At 39.1% G+C, this 19,942-nt stretch carries 13 protein-coding genes; 6 read left to right on the top strand and 7 right to left on the bottom strand.

What is annotated here, in order from left to right:
• Positions 1 to 2 precede the first annotated feature (2 nt).
• Positions 3 to 3,548 carry a CheR family methyltransferase gene (locus FA048_RS12965; protein ID WP_136841670.1) on the bottom strand — a complete coding sequence of 1,182 codons (3,546 nt, stop codon included), beginning with the start codon at positions 3,546 to 3,548 and terminating at the stop codon, positions 3 to 5.
• Positions 3,549 to 3,810: 262 nt separating this feature from the next.
• Between FA048_RS12965 and FA048_RS12970 the strand changes: the two genes are divergently transcribed.
• Positions 3,811 to 4,788 (top strand): Na/Pi cotransporter family protein, encoded by a 978-nt coding sequence (locus tag FA048_RS12970; protein WP_136841672.1) that lies wholly within the window; start codon positions 3,811 to 3,813, stop codon positions 4,786 to 4,788.
• 114 nt (positions 4,789 to 4,902) lie between these two features.
• Positions 4,903 to 5,439, top strand: coding sequence for an RNA polymerase sigma factor (locus FA048_RS12975; RefSeq protein WP_136841674.1), 537 nt, complete (start codon positions 4,903 to 4,905; stop codon positions 5,437 to 5,439).
• Between the two features lie 152 nt (positions 5,440 to 5,591).
• Here the strand turns inward: FA048_RS12975 and FA048_RS12980 are convergent, their stop codons facing one another.
• The 6 genes from FA048_RS12980 to FA048_RS13005 form a co-directional block, all read right to left on the bottom strand.
• Positions 5,592 to 6,410: a DUF4397 domain-containing protein gene (locus FA048_RS12980; protein WP_136841676.1), complete on the bottom strand. Its 819-nt coding sequence runs from the start codon at positions 6,408 to 6,410 to the stop codon at positions 5,592 to 5,594.
• Positions 6,411 to 6,485: 75 nt separating this feature from the next.
• Positions 6,486 to 7,952: a hypothetical protein gene (locus tag FA048_RS12985; protein ID WP_136841678.1), complete on the bottom strand. Its 1,467-nt coding sequence runs from the start codon at positions 7,950 to 7,952 to the stop codon at positions 6,486 to 6,488.
• A 155-nt stretch (positions 7,953 to 8,107) separates the two neighbouring features.
• The gene (locus tag FA048_RS12990) at positions 8,108 to 11,335 is read right to left on the bottom strand and encodes a TonB-dependent receptor (protein WP_169306873.1); all 3,228 of its coding nucleotides are present in this window, start codon (positions 11,333 to 11,335) and stop codon (positions 8,108 to 8,110) included.
• Between the two features lie 150 nt (positions 11,336 to 11,485).
• A complete protein-coding gene (locus tag FA048_RS12995; protein WP_136841682.1) occupies positions 11,486 to 12,538 on the bottom strand; it encodes a FecR family protein in 1,053 nt (350 codons plus the stop codon).
• A gap of 76 nt (positions 12,539 to 12,614) precedes the next feature.
• Positions 12,615 to 13,991 carry a S41 family peptidase gene (locus FA048_RS13000; protein ID WP_205943482.1) on the bottom strand — a complete coding sequence of 459 codons (1,377 nt, stop codon included), beginning with the start codon at positions 13,989 to 13,991 and terminating at the stop codon, positions 12,615 to 12,617.
• Positions 13,992 to 14,111: 120 nt separating this feature from the next.
• Positions 14,112 to 15,110, bottom strand: a complete 999-nt coding sequence (locus tag FA048_RS13005; protein WP_225872540.1) for a pentapeptide repeat-containing protein — start codon at positions 15,108 to 15,110, stop codon at positions 14,112 to 14,114.
• A 434-nt stretch (positions 15,111 to 15,544) separates the two neighbouring features.
• Here FA048_RS13005 and FA048_RS13010 point away from each other — a divergent pair, with 434 nt between their 5' ends.
• From FA048_RS13010 to kdpA, 4 genes are all read left to right on the top strand, one after another.
• Positions 15,545 to 16,450: a prohibitin family protein gene (locus FA048_RS13010; protein ID WP_136841688.1), complete on the top strand. Its 906-nt coding sequence runs from the start codon at positions 15,545 to 15,547 to the stop codon at positions 16,448 to 16,450.
• Between the two features lie 64 nt (positions 16,451 to 16,514).
• Complete coding sequence (locus FA048_RS13015; protein WP_136841690.1) at positions 16,515 to 17,849, top strand: sigma-54-dependent transcriptional regulator; 1,335 nt, start codon at positions 16,515 to 16,517, stop codon at positions 17,847 to 17,849.
• A 263-nt stretch (positions 17,850 to 18,112) separates the two neighbouring features.
• A complete protein-coding gene (locus FA048_RS20110) occupies positions 18,113 to 18,190 on the top strand; it encodes a potassium-transporting ATPase subunit F (RefSeq protein ID WP_136842436.1) in 78 nt (25 codons plus the stop codon).
• A gap of 30 nt (positions 18,191 to 18,220) precedes the next feature.
• On the top strand, positions 18,221 to 19,942 hold the full coding sequence (gene kdpA, locus FA048_RS13025) for a potassium-transporting ATPase subunit KdpA (protein ID WP_136841692.1): 1,722 nt from the start codon (positions 18,221 to 18,223) through the stop codon (positions 19,940 to 19,942).

Genomic DNA, 19,942 nt, shown 5'->3' on the forward strand with positions numbered 1-19,942 from the left:
GATTAATGAAGGCATGGAATGCTGAAGCAAAAGGTAGAGCCTTTTCCGATTTCACTTTCCGCCCATATTTTACCATTATGGCGGTGAATGATCTCTGCACATAGGTAAAGCCCAATGCCAAAGCCAGAGATTGTTTTAGTTTTTGCACTTTCAACCCTGTAATAGCGGTCGAAGAGTTTTTCTAGATCTTCTGTTTTTATTCCAAAACCATGGTCTTTAATGCTAATCTGTACGCTTTCTCCCTCAGCTTTACACGAGACTTCTATCATATGATCTGAAGGCGAATATTTAATCGCATTGGACAAAATATTTGTGATGACCTGCCCAATCTTATCACGATCTCCTTGAATAATACAACCACAGTCAGCAGCAACACTAATCGTTACTGTAGTGTTTGCTGTTGTTATTTCCGCCACGATTTCTCTTGTCAGCGCATCAATTTCAAAAGATTGTCTATTGAGGTAAATCTTTCCTGATTCTAAACGCGAAACATTTAGAAAACCACTGATCAGTACCTCCATTTTTTTTACCTGTCTCATCGTTTTCTCTAGTGCGCCTATTGCAAATTCATCCTTTGTCTTTCTTGCGTTTCTGTCCAATAATTGGAGATAGCCCTGTAGGGAAGTTAATGGAGATTTCAGTTCATGGCTAACGATGGCAATAAAATCATTTTTACGCAGGTCGTCTAGCTTATGGTCGGTAACATCATGCATAATTCCAGTTAGAAAAGCTGCGGTTCTATTCTTATCATGGGAAAGGTTTCCAATTGCCCTTACCCAGCTATGGGCATTATCTATCAATCTTACTATTGGAAATTCAATTTCAAATCTTCCATCATCTTTAATAGCGGTTTCAATCGCTTTCATCACAATGGGCTGATGTGAAATTTCAATTTGGCCTATAATATCATCAAGGGCAACTTCTGTATCGGCCTCAAACCCAAAAATTTCTTTAAGACGGATTGAGCAGAACAACTCCTTATCCTGGACATCGATAGACCAGGTACCCATTTCCGATGCAACCGTAGCCAAAGAAAGCATTTTTATGCTCTTGTCTAGTTCATGTTGGGCCTTTTTCAAATCAGTAACATCATAAAATGTGATAATGGCACCATTGGGCAAATCGTTTCCTTTTTTTAGATAAGGGCTGGTCATTACCTGATACAGCCTTCCCTGGTTACTTTCTATTTCCTTAATGATAATCTCTCCATCGCTGATCACTTTTTTGATATCATCTATAAGGGTCTCAAATTTTATATTCGTAGTGATATTGCTAAGAGGACGTCCCAAATCACTCTCCATGATATTGATATGGCTAACCGCCCCGGGCGAGTATTTTTTAAGCAGGATATCTTTGTCGACAAACAGTTGTCCATTGACATTACTGCGGAAATAGTTATTCAGATCGTCATTGAGGTCAGTTAGTTCATTAATTGTGTATTTATGTGCAGCATTAACTGTTTCTAGTTCTTCATTGATTGAATGAAGCTCTTCATTTGCACTCTGCATTTCCTCATTTGCAGACAACAATTCTTCATTAAATGCCTGCATCGCCTCCTTAGAGGTTTCCAAAAAATCATTTGATGAGTTAAGGTCCTGACTGGCCTGCATCAGGTCTTCCTCTAATTGAGCTATATATTCCTTTGTTTGTACATCAATTTTGAAACTTGCCACGTTATGTTGCACTTCAACAGTTTCTGACTTTTTAAATAGCACCAACATTCCCTTGAAATTGGTTTTTCTATCGGCATACGGACTAACAATCAAGTCGGCAGTGCTATGTTTAGCAGTTTCAGGTTCAATAAAGGAAATGTTATTGATTCTTTCCCTCTGGTTTGATTTGATAACCTTTTGGAGTGTAGAGCTGAATGCCAGACTAAGATTTTCTGGTAAAAGTTCACGAAGGTCAAATTTGAATCGTTCCTGCTTAAGGTAAGCGCTCAAATCACCAAAAGAGTTACTTACCTTGCCTTCCCTATCAATGATTACTCCTGAAAGACCGCTTTCTGAAAGAATGGCCTCATTGAGATCAGGAGCATTCTCTGAATTTCTTGGTAATGCTTTGGGTTTTATCTCTTTTTCTCCATATTTTATGGAGAGGTTAGAGATAGGGGCAGTTAACTGTCCGTCAAAGATTATGGCCCTATCAGATTTGATACTCTGGTAGATTTTCCACTTGGCGCTGATTTCTACGAACGTGTCTTTTGCAACCGAAATGTTTTCGCTTGATCCAAGAAACAAGTATCCATTTTTTCTAAGACCAAACCCTAGTTTTGCTAAGATCTGTTTTTGTAGCACAGGCTTGATGTAGATGAGCATGTTCCGGCAACTGATAAGATCTACATAACAATAGGGAGGGTTTTTGGTGAGGTCATGCCTTGCAAAGATCAACATTTCTCTTATCTCTGGTTTGATCTTGAAACTATCGGTCGCTTTATCAAAGAATTTTACAAGTCTCTCCTTGGATACTGTTTTGGTGATGTTATTAGAAAATACGCCCTTTGCGGCCTGTTTTAATGCATTTTCATTAATGTCCGTAGCAAAGATTTTGACATCTATATTTGATTTTTGTTCTAATAAGTATTCCTTTATAAGGATAGCAAGAGAGTAGGCTTCTTCTCCTGTAGCACAGCAGGTTACCCATACCTTAAGCAGTTCATTTTCGGATTTTGCAGAAATGATCTTTGGTAAAACTTCCCGTTCGAGAACTTCGTATGCTTCCCTATCTCTAAAGAATGAAGTAACACCGATCAGGAAATCACTGATCAACAGTTCAATCTCCTGTGGGTTTTTCTGAAGATAGGCAAAGAAGGAATCCAACTCCAACAGATTATGATGGGTCATTCTCCTTCTAATCCGTCTTTCAAGAGTACCATTTTTATAATGTGTAAAATCAAATGGATATTGATCTTTAATCAGGTCTACAAATTTGGCCAGCGCTTCTTCGCTTAAGGGCGCTTCTGCAGTAACATCTATTTCATTTCTAGTTGAGATGTACCGCTGAATGGCAAGTGGCAAGTCCGCTGCCGAAAACACATATGGGGTATCGATGGCGTTTAGCACAGACCGTGGCATTCCGTCGAATTTTGTCTCATTAGGATCTTGTACCATAACCACACCACCTGCATTTTCAACGGCTATTGCTCCAAGTGATCCATCGCTGCCTACCCCTGAAAGTACAATGCCTATGGCTTTGGGACCACGTTCATCTGCAAGGGAAGTTAAAAATGCATCGATAGTCATATGAGGCAGGGACTGTCCTTCCTTTTCTATCAAAAACAATTTTCCATTTCTAATGCCCATGTATTTTGTATTGGGAATCAGATATACCTTGTTAATTTCTACTGGCATTTCTTCCTCGGCTTCCAGTATATCAAGTTCACTATGGCGAGAAAGTATTTCAACCATTCTACTTTTGAAATCTGGTGAAAGGTGCGGGATGATAATATAGGAAACACTATCTATTGGTGTGTGCTCAAAAAAAGCTGACAGCGCTTCTAGTCCTCCAGCTGAGGCTCCGATAGCAACGATGTATTCTGGTTTTTTCATAGGGAGTAGGAATAAAAGTACCCAAAATTTGAGGCATAACCTATATTTATTTTAATAAGGAATAAATACCCCCTATAAGAAGAAAAACTTAAAATATTATTGCTATTGATGTTTTTGCCTTAATATGGCAGTTGAATCATATTTAGTTAAACCAGAAGGCATTGTTTGTTAACACAAGCATAACACGAAAAGCTAAACTCTCAGACTTTCAGATTGTTAAATGAAGGTTCCGTAATTTTAAAACCGGGAGGCATAATCATTTATGGGAAATATATGGGAAATTGTATTAATGGTATTGGGTGGACTTGGACTTTTCCTGTTTGCCATTCATAACCTCTCGGATACTCTTAAAGAACTGCTTGGGGATAAGGCAAAAAAGTGGCTGGGTTATTTCACCAAAAATGTATTCACAGCCATACTAACTGGGGTTGTCATCACCACCATCCTAGATTCCTCTTCGGCAGTGATCATCATGACTATTGTATTGGTTAATTCTGGCGCACTATCCTTCAGACAATCTATGGGCATTGTAATGGGTGCTAACATTGGCACCACTTTTTCTAGTCAGCTAATTGCATTAGATATCGGTCAGTATTCGCCGATACCCATCTTTCTTGGCCTAGTATTTAGTCTTTTCTCCAAAAGCGAAAAGATTTCTAGAACTGCAAAGGTCGTGCTCTATTTCGGTATTTTGTTCTTTGGACTGTATACGATGGAGCGGGCAGTTGAACCACTAAGAGACCATCCGGGCTTTCTGTCTTGGATGGAAAGGTTAGAGAATCCTTGGAGAGGAACAGCGGCTGGTGCCCTGGTAACTTTGGTAATACAATCATCATCGGCTACCGTAGGCATGGTGATTACTCTGGCCAAAAAAGGGTTGATCAATTTGGGAGGTGGGATTGCAGTTATGCTCGGCTCAGAATTGGGCACTTGTTCAGATACCTTACTTGCTACTATTCGTTCGGATAAACAGGCAGTCAAGACTGGGGTCTTTCACCTATTTTTTAATATTTCTTCTATTGCTTTGGGCCTATTGATTTTCCCCTTATATATCCAATTTATAGAACTGATTTCTGCATCTGCAAGCATTGAGCAGAAGATAGCCAATGCGCACATGATATTTAATGCAGCCGGCGTATTGCTCTTTATTCCATTTGTACCGTTAATCGAAAAGCTCTTGAACAAGTTGATATCGACAAAGAAACCATCACTTAAAGTTGTAGGCCAGAGTGAGACGTAGAGAATTGCACAGAGAACATTGTTACTGTTAACCAAAGGAACATTAAAATAAATATAATCTTTAATTCACATTAGGTTAATACCATTAAAGTAGGTTTAATTAAATCCCTAAGTTATGTTTAACGCATTTGAAACATCAAAAACAGAGCAGTTTAATACAATTTATTATGCTACTCACCGGAAGTTACATTGCACAGTTTTAAAACTCTGTAGAGACAGGGAACTTACGCTGGACATTTTACAGAAGGTTTACCTTAAGCTTTGGGAAAAGTGGGATGGTATTGCCGACAAGAAAGACCTATATCCATTGCTTTTCACCTATTGCAAAAATACCTACATAGACGAGTTGAGGAGGAACAATTGTGGTAGGATAGCCACTGTTCACATTACACATATTGCAGAATCACATGCCCCTTCGGTAGAAAGCCAGTACGGGAGAAAGGAATACCTGGAAGTAGTAAACAATGTATTGTTACGCTTAACCTCCCGTAGGCGAGAAGTAGTAAAATTATATCTTGAAGAAGGATTAACGCGAAAGAAGCTTTCTGAAAGGCTTTCTATTTCACCCAATACCATAGACAATCACCTTCGGGAATCATTATCTCTTTTGCGCCATGAATTACGGCTTTACCTAAAGACGGGTATCGATTAGTAGGTAGCAAAAAAAAACCGGTCTGATACCGGTTTTTGTTCAATATTTTTACATTGATTTAATATAAATTGTATATTGCATTTTCTTACAGCATAGATACCTGTAAAGAAATTTGAATTTTAAGGCTTGTCAGTAATGGCAGGCCTTTTTTATCAGTTTGCAATCCTTGCAAAAATTGCTTTCGAAGCCCTGATTTTCGTACTTGAAGTTGCAGGATCACCTATGCCCAATGAAACAACGGCATTGGCCACATAGGTAGTGCTACTGGCAGTCAGGGTATATCTTAATGTTCCATAACTATTGTTTGTGGAGGCTGGAACAGGATCAACATTCATCACTACTTCACCAGTTGCCGCATTTGTGCCGATTATTATATAAGTTGCACCCGTTGCACCAGTAGGCGTTAGTGAGGTAGGGGGTACAAGCTCCAAATAACCCGAAAACTTATTTCTGGTTATCCCATTAAGTTTCTTATCCATCGAAACAATTTTTCTTGCTCCAGCTTGGGTATAAATTAGCACTACCTCTATATTCATCAAATCTGGAAGTGATGCAGAATTGTTCACGAATCTGAACAGCACGTTACCAGGGGTGGCAGGCTTACTGTTTAAATCATCAAATAAAAGGGATGTTCCAGTGTATAAAAATATTGGGAGTGTATTGGTCTTGCCAACAGTGAAGCTAAGCGTAGTATCAATCAGCAACTTATTGTCATGGTCCAAAATTGTAAGCTTTCTCTCTCCAGTTTGAATAATCATATTTTTGCTAACAGTGCCCGTGATTCCTACAAGCATTGAATCTTGTAGCTTCCCATCAATCTGGATCAACAGTGGTTTTGAGCCAATTGGTGCAGATCCCGAAACCGACAGCTTTCCAAAATCAGGATAGGTAACAATTTCTCCTTCTTTCTTACAAGCAGAAAAAAGGAGTAACATTACTGCAGCAAGGTATAAAAGTCTATTTATCTTCATATGTTATTTGTTTAAATAAATCCCGGGGTCGTTAAGTCCCCGGGATAGTTTTAATGTACCAGTTAGTTTTTAGTATTAATAAGTATTTGTTCTAGGGGTATAAGATGCCCATCCAGTTGAATCCCAACGATTTGTGGTTGCAGACGAACCATCATTTTCACCAAACGCACCCACAAAACCAGTATTGGTGAAAGATGATAATGATCCACCTGTATGTGTAACAGTTAAGCTACCACTGTTCCAACCACTGGCCAATGGAGAGAAAATACCATTGATTGCATCGGTGATGTATCTCCAATCAGGTGCTGTACCATTGTATGGTGCAGTTAACAAAAAGAAATTAGGATCCGTATTATCAATAGTATTTCCACTTGAAGGATAACCATTGTTAGTAAAATAATGCAGGTAATTATTGCTATAAACCAATGAACCAGCAGCAGCACCTAAATTGGCACCGGCGTAGAAACCACCCACAACAGAGTTTTTGAACACACCACTAGAACCAGCTCTGAAAACTGTACCTGTACCATTGCTCGGAGCAGTAGTGGTATCTCCCAAAATACTGAAATTACTAAGTATTGGATTTGTAATCCTTGTTGAATAAGTTCCGCCAGTAATGATTGGTGAGGTTACATTATTAGATTCGATACCATTTGGATTACTAGATCTTGGATACAACGAAGTGTTAGGGTCTTTTTGTGCTACAGCAAATTGGATACTTCCTTCATAACCTTGGTCAAAATCAAAATCATCATCATCATTGAAATAGGAAATCAAATTCGTTGCATTAACCGATCCGCCAAAAAATTCGAATGCATCATCGGCACCAACTGATACTTGGATGTGATCTAAAGTAGTACCAGAACCAACGCCACCTAAAGTAAGTCCATTCAATTCATTACCGTCGGTAATTACTTCGCCGGCAAATTCAATTCTTACATTTACCAACCTGCCCGAGTTATCGTTTTCGATTTCTCCACCATAACCAATCGCATCTTTACCAGAAAGCGCAGCAGGAATTTGTGCTGAAGGGATTCCTTCTATTTTAGGTCTTACATTGTTTACAGGGGCTTGTCCTAATATTACTATACCACCCCAGTCTCCTTCATTACGACTGTTTGCTGAATATTGAGAAGTAAACACAATAGGTTCTGTTGCTGTACCATCAGCAAAAATCTTTCCTCCTCTTCTTACAACAAGATAGGAAGCAAAGCCACTTGTGGTATTAGGTTTATCCAAACCTTTGATAAATGTTCCCTCTTCAATGTTAAGTGTAGCCAAACTATCTACAAATACAGGTCCGTTTAAATAATAGAGTGTATCATTAGACAATGATCTGGTGCCTGTAATTAAACCACTTAAGGTTTGAACAACTGTTGGAACTGGCCTTCCATCAGTGTAAAGGGCTTTTGTAGATCGGTTAAACTGGCCATTAGCCGAGTTTTTAGCACTAAAATCTTTCTTACAGCTGGTTAAGCACAAAAAGAAAGATAAAAAAGAGAATAATAAATAGATACCTGTAGATTTTAGTTGAATTTTCATAAAATTAGTTTTTAAAAATTAAGGCATAATAGCCATGTTTGCAATTTTGATAGAATTTAAGTGTTCAGATTTGATACTGCCAGCTCATGTCTGGCTTGTTTTTCTGCTGCTAAACGATCCTCCTTTCTTTTATGGTGCATAATATGTAGGTACAATTAAAATCTGTAGATAAAATTGAGCGTATAATTGATTCCGTTTCTTCTTCTGAAGGTCACCACATCATAAACTGGGTTATAAGATGTTCCTTTGGGGTCAAGCTGATCTGCCGATAAAGCAACAGATCCATCCCCTGGATAACGCTCAACCGAGGGGTCAGCCTCTGCATAAACTGGATGGTCTGGTCCATACTGATTTTTATAGGTAATGAACTGCTGGTTAAGAAGATCGCTGATGTTTAAACGGAGCTCTGCACGTTGAGCCCTTAAGAATTTATAGCTCAACTGCAGGTCTACAACATCACGGGGATTTTCATACTCATCTGCAGAGGTGTAGGCAGTGGAAGTGACCACCCGTTTCCCATAACGATTGTACACTGCATTAAGGCCAACGCGTTTGCCAACAAAATTGATACCTCCATTAATAATATAGGGCGATTGGCCATATAATGGCCTGTCCCTCTTACTTGCAATAGACTTGCCAGCTGCATCAACTGCAATACCAGGTCCTAGATCAACAGAAGCATCAACCCAGGTAAAACTTCCCGATAGGTAAAGGTTTTTCCAGAATGCCGAAGAGGAAGAAAAGAACCGTAACGACTTACGGAAATCGACTTCAAAGCCTAGATCCCTTGCGCTGGATAGGTTCTTGTAAATCAGTAGTGGCTTAGCAGAAGTAGGCTCAAAGGTAAGTTCTATAGGATTGGTAAATTTCTTGTAGAAGCCCGAAACGGATATGATCTCGTCTGGACCGGGATAAAATTCATAGCGCAGGTCGTAGTTCTTAATTTGTGTAGGCTTAAGATTATTGCCACTAATGGTACGGAACACTTCAAAATCAAAATAGGAAAAAGAAGAAAGTTCCTTTAGATCTGGACGAGCTACAGTTTTGTAATAGGCAGCCCTGATATTCATTTTAGCATTAACCGCATAAATAGCATTTAAAGAGGGAAGCCAATCGTTTTTCACAATCGAAATTAGGCTATCAACTAACGGTGTAATCTCATTTGGATTAGTTATCTTTCCCACTGTATTGGTAAAAACTTTCTGGTTATTCTGTTCTAATCTCATCCCTCCAATTAATCGCAATTTTTCTATCGGCTTAAGATCTACCATTCCATAATAGGCATTTAACTGTTGGCTCCCATTGTAAGCTGTTGGCGATCCAGCCTTTATAGATGTGCCTGCACCGGTAAAAGAGAGGAGGAACAACTGCTGATCTACAAAATTCTTGTTGGTATAAACATCAGTGTAGGCAGACCCATTAAAATCTTTTGTTGCGCCAAGTACTTTTTTAATCCGGTATGATTCTGCGTTAAAGTCTGCTTTCCGGTAACTTCCCTGATATCCGAATTTTAGGGTTTGGTTTAGATTCAATAATTTAAATGGTACCGATAGATTTGTCTGGTAGGCATAACGTTTTTCTTTAAGATCTGAATAGAATAGAGAGCCATACTCTGGTTGATAATCGTTAAAACGATATTCATAATACTGATCAGGCGCTGAATCATTCCCCCCAACTGGTGGGCCTACCATATTCATGATCCGACTATTGGGCTGATCCCGCTGTAGGGTAGAGAGTGCCAAATTATAATCTAGTTTAATTCCCCTTGCACCAAAAGCATGTTCACCGGCAAGGCTACTTTGAAACAGCTCATTAATTAGCGTTAGTGCCGAATAGCCATTCATTTCTGAGTCGCCACTCTGGATATCAATACCATTAAATTGATATAATTTATCTGAAAACCGCCTGTTGTAGGTATTCTTTAAGGTGAATTTATTTTTGCCGAAGACATAACCAAGGTTAAGGCTACCCCCCATTAGCGTAGTAAACGTATAGTCGGTTCCCTTGTAATCTGATGAACCTGGCGCATACTGGTCGTCTTGTTCTGCTGTTTGTTCATTTCGATAGGTAAAAGCTGCGATGATACCCAGTTTGTTCTTTTTAATCGGAATGCTTCTACCCACCGTTAAGGCATAATTTTGAATAGGCTGTGCGGTATAACGGCGCATGGCCCAATTATCAGGAAACTGATTTAGGAATTGGGCCGCTTTTTGTTTTTCATCGCTTGAGGCACCACTGCCATCAATCTTGTTAGCTAAAACATTATATTCAGCAAATGTCATGCCTTCAGGTTTTTTCTGATAGTCGTTGGCATAGCCAAAAAAATTGGCCTGTCCTCTTTGTCCCCCAATAAAATCTTTCCCTGTAGCCTGTGTATTTAATCCACTTCCGATAGAAAGCGTAACAAAATTTTCTTCTGGGATGTCCTTTGTATTCACCTGTACCAACCCTCCGGTAAATTCACCTGGCAGATCAGGAGTAGCAGTTTTATTTACGATTATGTTATCTACAAGTCCGCTGGGGATCATATCAAATGCAAAATCCCTCCGATTGGGTTCAGTGCTCGGTAATTGGTTCCCGTTTAACAGCACATTATTGTAACGATCGCTTAAGCCGCGTACAACTACATATTTATTTTGTGACACCTGAAGTCCGCTTACCCGTTTCAATACCTGTGCTGTATTATTATCTGGCGTTCGACTAATCTGCTCTGCAGTGATCCCATCGCTCATACTTGCATTATTCTTTTGGCGAGCATATAGCCCAGCTATAGACGCATTTTTATAATCTGCCGTAATTACCACTTCTTTTAGCCCCTGTGTATCGGTCTTCATCGCTATGTCTAACGGTGTGCTTTTACCCCCGGTAACCTGTATGCCAGTAATCCGCTGCTTTTGATAAGAAATATAGCTTACCTCGAAGGTGTATATGCCTTCAGCAAGGGTCATCGAATAACGCCCGTCTACATCTGTTTGTACAATGTTTCCTGTTTCTACGATTTTGATTGATGCCCCAGGCATTGGCTGCCCTTTTTCGTCTACCACAGTGCCCGTAATTTTGCCTGGGCGTAACCTCTCAATTTTTTTTCCTTCACCAATCCTTACCATTATCGATTTTCCGTCCATGCTATAGGTTAGGCTAGCTTCATCCTGTAATTTGAGTAGCACTTTTCCAAGTGGAATTTGGTTCAGATTCAGCTTATTTATCTTAATTGCTTTAGCTTGGTTGTTGTCATAGCTGTAGCGATACCCAGCCTGTCCATTCAGTTTTGTTAAAACCTGATCCAGATCAGTATTATTTATCTGTAAGGTTATTGGAGCAGTAATTTTATAGACGTCGCTTGTAGATTGGCCTGCCGATTTTGCCACAGACAAGACCTGCATTGCAAGCAATATTATAAGTAGTATTAATTTTTTTTTACTAAAAACACGTAATTGTGTATAGAGATGCATAAATTTATTTTTTTTTAAGTTCTAAAGGCTTGAAGAATTGTTTGAGAGGGCGTTGGTGAGACAATGCCCTCTTTTTTTGGTCTAGATTTTTATGATGAATTTTCCTCCTTTCTTGTCATAGTCAAATCCGTAGATGAAAAGTATTTTTCTCAGCAGATCTTCTGGTCTTTGCCGTTCAAATACCCCAGTAAGTCTTTTATTGTTTAGCTTTTTGGCTTCAGGCGCTATAATGGTTATGTTATACTGTTGTGCCATCTTTTTGAAGGCATCAGCTAATGGAATATCATTAAAGACTAACTTCCCGTCGATCCAAGCATTCACGTCTTTGGTTTCAATACTTTTCACATCCATGTAACGGTTGTCAGTGCCGTATTTTAAGATCTGTCCGGGAACAAGGAATTTTTCTTGATTTTCAGCTTGGACTTTAACCCTGCCTCTAACTAGAATAATGCTGATATCTTTAGCGGTCTTATAAGCCTCTACGTTAAATGCAGTACCCAACACTGTTGTACTCAGGTTTCCAGATCGCACCACAAACGGCTTTTCTACATTATGAACAACGTCAAAAAATGCTTCCCCGCTAATGCGAACCTCTCTTTTTACTAAGTTATACTCTGATTTTTTATAGGCTAAAGAAGAATATGCATTTAGCCAAATGTTTGTTCCATCAGGCATCACCAATTTCTTAACGTTTATTGATGGATTGCCCATGGTTGTCCAGATGGCCAATGTAGGGGTGGCCTTATCCTCCTGCTTTTTCCAAACCGCATATACGCCACCAATTGTAAATAGTACAATAATACTTGCAGCTATCCGTAATGGAAAACTCCAGAATGTTCTTTTAGCACCCGGATTTTGGTTGGCATTTATTTTTATAATATCGCTGTCGGATTCGATTTCTTTTGAGATGTGCTTGATTACTTCTTCTGTCTCTATTTTTTGATGGATTACCTTCAACAATGCTAAAGATTCTTCCTGGTCAATTGTAGTTTCGTTAGTGGAATGCGAGGCTACCTCGTCCATATATTCATGAAATAAGGTGATATCATTTCCTTTAAGATAGGTGTTTACCATCTCATACTCTTCTGGAGAACAGGTGTTATTAAAATATTTGTATATTAATTCTTTTGTCATTTCCTTTTAATCTCAGAGCAGTTGTCTTGCTTTTAATAGTATTACGGATAGAAGTTGTTTTTTTACTATGACTTTCTCATTTTTTATTTGATTTAAAATCTAGGCCGGTTTTTCCTCTTCCAAAACTGATGGGTGACATTGTTGTACTACGTGCGAAAGAAGACTGGAAAACTGCTTTTGTATTAGCGGATAGGATTGGAGCTACTTTATTGGATGCAACTTTTGAACTAATAATAGGGGATGTACCAAGTGAAACTTCTAACGCTTTTTTTAGTAAAATTTCTTCTTTGTCCCCGAATTCTTTTAAGGGTAGTGTGCTAAACTCGTCTGCGAAATAATCTGGAACTAAGCCTGCACTATAATCGCCCTGCAGCTTTGAGTTGTATAATTTGAAAATTAGCGGGTGCAATACATACATTATTTTTTTTGGTACCCGCTGGTCATAAATTTCGAAACTGGACATATCCTTTCCTATGGTTTTTTCGCCAATCTGTACAACATTTAGGTAAGGTTTTAGGTTATTGATCAATAATTCTGCAGAAGATGCAGTGGCTGACGAGGTAAGGACAAACAATTTTTCGATTGAAATTCGTGAATTTATAACTTCAGCAAAAGTTCGTGGCAACGAGGAACCCTTTGCAATGGTCTGCCCAAAAGAATCGGTAAAGCGCCCTCCATTTTTATTGGCCTGGCTAACTAAAAAAATTTCACCTTCATTAACTGAAACAACTGCTGCGGCTACTTTTGCCGCAGAAGAAACCGCTCCCCCAGGATTGTAGCGCAAGTCTAGAATGAGGTCTTTAATCCCCTTATTTTTAAATTTTGCAATCGAATCAAGGATATTGCGATCAAATTCATCATTGAAATTATTGTAAAAGATGTACCCTGTCTTTTTATTCCCGTTGGAAAATATTTTGGTAAGATAAACTGGCTGTTCCCTAAAATAGGAATAAGAGATAGAGAAAAGTGGACCACTTATAAGTTGGTCATTTACTACCTTTAAAGTTTGTAATGAGATATTAGCACCTTGTTTCAATAGCTGTTTTATAGCGTTTGATGAGCTTGAGTTAATTTCTATACCATTAACTGCGCTGAATAAATCTCCTCTTTTTAAGCCCTTTTTTGCAGCTGGTCCGTTCGGAACAACCAAGGTAACCGTACCGAATATACGCCCGGGGAAAGCTGGCATTTGAACCAATGCATACTCAAATCCATAGTAGGCAAAAGAAGAATATTCGGTAGTATTTGCAGCTGGATCTTCCATATAGGAAAAACGATCAGCTGAATAGCGCAAGCCCTGGAAGAAAAGAGAGGCACTGTTATTTGGTTCAGGTTGTTTTGGTAATTGCTCGTTCCAATAATAATAAACCTTCATGCTGTCTAAAATCCATTGGTTTGCCTCTGGGAGAATTAGTGCCGCCTGTTTTTCTTTTTTGCAAGATATTGCAATCATGAGCAACAGAATCGATAATAGATTACATTTTATATTTTTCATATTAAAAGCCTGCAGGTGGCAGACTATAATATATACGTATGGGAATAGCTATTTTACTATTGCGTTTTTACTATTTTATCAATTGTCTATTAAGGTTAGCCCATCCAAATTAGCTCCCCCGTTTTTCAAAAAGCCATAAGTTACCGCATCGGTTGTGCAATCCACAAACTTCATTCGCTTAAACCTATTGTTCTTGAAGAAGGTGCCAATCAGGTTCGCATTTTCAAACTTCACCCAGTCGAATGAGCAGTTCTCAAAATAGCAACCTTCTATGGTACCATCGAAAGTTAGGTCCTTAAGCTGTGTTCCAATGAAGGAAGTTTCTTTCCATACTACACCCTTTAGATTGTTATGTTCAAATCCACCAGACCTTAGCTCCGTTTGGGAAAAATCCGAACCTGAGAAATCACATCCTTTGAGATAGCTTTTGAAAAGCTTAACTGCCTTTAAGGAACTATTTTTGAAGAGGTTGCCGTCAAAATAAGAAGTCCTAATATCGCTGTCGTCAAAGTCGGAGCCCGAAAAATCGCAACCCATAAAATAACTTTTCGAAAACTTGGCGCTCTTGAGCGAACTATCTTTAAACAAATTGTTATCTAAATGCGAACCTTGGATGTGGCTTCCATTGATGTTGGATGAGGAAAAATCACAGCTTTCTACATTGTTCGTTTTCAGCAGGAGTCCCGATAGGTCCGACCCTATGAATAGGCAGCGTTGCAGATTAGATGAGCTCAATTTTTCATGAAGGCCTTTCAGTCCTGAAAAGTCAGCGTCGGTCCAATTTCCACGTGACAAGTCCCAAACTGGCTTTGTTCTTTGTGCTATTTGGACTTCAGTATCTTGTGTATTCAAAGCAGATGGGGCTACAAGATCAGATTCAAAGCTTTCTGAGAAATAGTTTAGGTCAACTCCCAATATTCCAGCAAGCCGCTCAAATGTGGTGATATCTGGCATCGATTCTCCACGTTCCCATTTCCCCACGGCTTGTGGACTAATGAAAAGGCGTTCTGCAAGCCCAGCCTGCGATATCTTAATTTTTTTACGTGCTTCAGCAATCTTGTTGCCGATTGTCTTCATTTTAACCATAGCTATTCATTTGTTTCCACATCACAAAGATATTTACTCTCATTCCTAAAAAGCTGCATAAAGCATATACTTTTAGTTGTATTAACTTTATATGCAGTGGTTTTGTAGCAACCCACAGTTGTTTTGTTAGAATTTCCATGTAAGAAGGTATTTATAAATTCTCTCAGTCGAAAGGTCGATCGCAAACGCTCATCAACGGCTCAAGATATAAACCGACCTTCATCTGTAGAAAAGGAGCAGGATGTGTAATTGTTCATGCCTTCCAAAATGAAAAAAGTCTTTCCATTTTGGAAGGGTGCTTTGAATTTGTTTGCTTGGGTCTAAGCGGAAAAACAATGTTTATCCCAGTGATTACCGTTTTTTTGGAGGAACTGCTGTTTAGGGCATTCAGTTTGTTGACCCTAATGCAAATAAATTTAAAAATTATGTTTCTTATTATTTTAGGTATGCTTATCATTTCGGTAGGCTTTTTTATGGCCAAAGGCAACAGTCCACTGGCAAGGTTTAAGGGGATTGTTCGTATCGTTGGTCTTGTTGTAATTTTCCTAGGAGCAGTAACCTCAATGTTAAAGGTAATTGATGCGGGAGATGTTGGGGTAAAGACGCTTTATGGCAAGGTTGATGAAAATGTGCTCCATAGTGGGTTGAATATAGTAAACCCCTTGGTTGAAGTAACAACTTTCGATATTCGAACACAAAATTACACCATGTCAGCAGTGCACAATGAAGGAAACAAGGATGGTGACGATGCCATAAGGGTGTTGTCTGCTGATGGATTGGAAGTGGTAATTGACCTTTCTGTATTGTTTAAGGTGAAACCTACTTCGGCACCAAATATTCTTGGTACAATTGGAACAGATTATGTAGATAAGATTGTAAGGCCGATTACGCGAACTGCAATTAGGGATAATGCAGTTTCTTATGATGCTGTTGCGCTTTACTCATTAAAACGCGAGGAATTCCAGCAGAAAATTTACCAAACTATTGCTGCCAGCTTTGCAAAACGTGGTTTAGATCTTGAGCAATTGTTGGTTAGAAATGTAACACTCCCTCCTTCAGTAAAAGCAGCAATTGAATCGAAGATCAATGCAGAACAAGAGGCGCAAAAAATGACTTTCGTTCTTCAGAAAGAAAAACAGGAAGCAGAACGTAAACGTGTAGAGGCACAAGGTATTGCCGATTACCAAAAAATCTTATCTACCGGATTAAGTGATAAACAGCTGCAATATGAAGCCATCAAGGCTCAGAAAGAAATTGCTCTTTCTTCGAATACAAAGATTATTTTACTGGGCAGTAACAAAAATCCAGTTATTTTAGGTGGGATGAACTAGCTTTAATATAAGAGTAAGAGGTTTGAATAACTAAACTTATATTTGCATTAATCGCATCAACTTTATGGAACATACCATACTCATCATAGACGATGAAGCCAAAATCAGAAGCCTGCTATCGAGGATCATCGAACTCGAAGGTTTCCATGTGCTACAGGCTGCAACGGGAAAAGAAGGACTTAAGCTACTCAGTGCACATGAGGTAATGGTAGTACTAAGTGATGTAAAATTGCCGGATGCCAATGGGGTTGAACTGGTAATAGCAATCAAAAAGATCCGACCCTATGTTGAGGTTATCAATCTTACTGCATTTGGTACCATTGCAGATGGGGTAACAGCCATGCGAAATGGGGCTTTTGATTATATCACCAAGGGCGACGACAACGATAAAATCATTCCACTTTTGCACAAGGCATTGGAGAAGGCAAAGCTTCAGGCACGTGTTTTCGATCTGGAAAAAAAGGTTGGACTTAAACACAGTTTTGAAAGTATCATCGGTAGTTCCCCTGCAATTAAGGAGGCGATTACCTTGGCACAAAAAGTAGCGGTAACCGATACAACAGTGTTATTGCTTGGTGAAACGGGAACGGGAAAAGAAGTTTTTGCGCAGGCCATCCATTATGGAAGCCCCAGAAGGAACAAGCCCTTTGTTGCGTTGAACTGCAGTGGTTTTAATCCGGAACTGCTAGAGAGTGAATTATTTGGCTACAAGGAAGGTGCTTTTACTGGTGCGAATAAGGATAAAAAAGGACTGCTTGAAGAGGCAAATGAAGGCACATTGTTCCTTGATGAAATAGGGGAGATGAATATCGACCTGCAGGCCAAACTTTTAAGGGTGCTAGAAAATCAAACATTTATCAAAATGGGCGCCACACAGACCAGTAAAGTTAATGTTAGGATTATTGCGGCAACCAATAGAGACCTAAAGTCAGAATCAGACAAGGGCAATTTCCGTTCAGATCTTTTTTATAGGCTGTCGGTATTTGCTATTGTTCTGCCAAGCCTTTCCCAAAGAAAAGGCGATATCGTTCTGCTGGCAAAGCATTATCTGAAGGAGTTTTCTGACAAGGTAAACAGGAACGAACTTACGATGGACAATTCTTTCATTGAATATCTTTCTAACCATTACTGGAAGGGGAATATCCGTGAGCTTAAGAACATTATCGAAAGGGCGGTAATTTTAGCTAGTAGCAATGTAATTGGCTCTGATTTATTACCCTATGAGTTTAACAATGGTGCAAATGATGCTACGAACGCTATGGAAATGGCCATGGTTGAAAAACAACACATTATTAAAGTACTTTCTTATGCCCGAGGCAACAAGACTGAAACGGCAAGGTTGCTGGGAATAGGGCTCACTACACTCTATCGCAAAATAGAAGAATACAATATCAACTGATGTTTTTTTGCTTTGCCCGATATGAAAAAAACCTTTCCATTTTGGAAGGGTTTTTTTATGTCCCGGATTTCTGTTTTAGTTCTTATTTGATGTAAACTACTGTTTTTCAATTGTTTATGTATGTTCTTGTTTTTGTGGTACGCGGGTTGGTATAGGGTGCATAAAAACAATTAGATTATGACAGCAATCCTATTTATCCTCATCTTATTGCTCTGTTGGGCAATGTATTTATCCATCGACTTGTTCGAGAAAATCTAAATCCCATGGTTTCACTATTCATCATTGCGGTACTTGTATTCCTGTACATGGTTTACGTACTCATCAAACCCGAAAAATTTTAACCACTCCTTTTGGAGTTTAAGAAGTAAAAAATGAACACAGAATTACTCGGCATTGTTGCCACATTCCTGTTAACATTGGCTATAGCCATCCCGCTAGGGAAGTATCTTGCCAAGGTCTTTGCAGGTGAGAAGGTATGGACGGATTTCCTTAAACCGTTCGAGAGCGGAATATATAGGCTTTCCGGAATCAATCCCAAAGAAGAGATGAACTGGAAACAACACCTAAAAGCATTACTTACTATTAATTTGGTATGGCTAGTGTATGGCTTTTTTGTGCTTATCTACCAAGATAAATTACCTTGGAACCCAGATGGAAATCCGGGAATGTCGCCAGATTTATCCTTTAACTCCATTATCAGCTTTGTGGTAAACTGTAACCTACAGCACTATTCTGGCGAAACAGGAGTGAGTTATTTATCCCAGCATTATGTAATGATGTTTTTGCAGTTTGTGAGCTGTGCAACAGGTATCGCTGCTGCGGTGGTATTATTTAAAGCGTTTCGGGATAAAACTACAACCAAGTTGGGTAATTTTTGGGATTTCTTTGTGAAATCGATTACCCGCTTACTATTGCCATTATCATTGGTTATGGCATTGATCCTTACTTTTAACGGAACACCATCAAGCTATGAAGGCAAAGATCAATTCATATCTCTGCAAGGTGATACCGTAAATGTTTCTAGAGGTCCAGCTGCAGCTTTTATTGCCATTAAACATTTGGGTACAAATGGCGGTGGTTGGTTCGGTGCAAACTCTGCACACCCTTTAGAAAATCCAAACTATTTTACAGCTATGGTTGAGCTTATTGCTCAGGTAATTATCCCAATAGCCATGGTTATCGCTTTCGGTTTTTTTATTAGAAGAAAGAAACTGGCCTGGACAATCTTTGGTGTAATGACCATAGGTATGTTATTGTTGCTCATTCCTACATTAAGCTCCGAATTAGGGGGTAATCCGGCAATTGCAAAAATGGGCATATCTCAGGCAACTGGTGCTATGGAAGGTAAGGAGGTGAGGTTTGGTCCTGCAATTTCGGCCTACTGGAGTACAGTAACTACCATTATTTCTACAGGATCGGTTAACAGTATGCATGATAGCAGCATGCCATTAACAGGTGCATGGCAATTGCTGGGGATGATGATCAATTCGTTCTATGGAGGCTGTGGTGTAGGAATCCTAAATTATTTCATCTATCTGATCATTGCCGTATTTATTTCGGGATTGATGGTTGGTAGAACACCTGAATTTTTAGGCCATAAGGTTGAAGCAAGGGAAATTAAGATTGCGGCGATCATTACTCTGCTAAGTCCATTTTTAATTTTGACAGGTACAGCGATTGCAACCTACACATTCAACAACTATGGCGACGCAAACTGGGCAGTACAGCCCCAGAATTGGCTGAATAATCCAGGTTCACATGGTTTTTCGGAAATGTTATATGAGGTTACTTCTTCCAATGCGAACAATGGTTCAGGTTTCGAAGGATTGGGTGACAATAACACTTTCTGGAATGTACTAACGGGCATTATATTATTGCTGGGCCGTTTCTTGCCTATTATTGGCCCAATTGCTATTGCTGGTTTATTAGGCGCAAAGAAATTTATTCCAGAATCTGCGGGTACTTTAAAAACCGATACCAAAACCTTTGCGCTGATGACTTTTGCAGTTATCATCGTGCTCAACGCACTTTCATATTTCCCAGCTCTGACCTTAGGGCCATTAGCAGAATATTTTACAGCTTTAAGTAGATAA

This window comes from Pedobacter polaris (genome assembly GCF_005116505.1).
Classification (GTDB): Bacteria; Bacteroidota; Bacteroidia; order Sphingobacteriales; family Sphingobacteriaceae; genus Pedobacter; species Pedobacter polaris.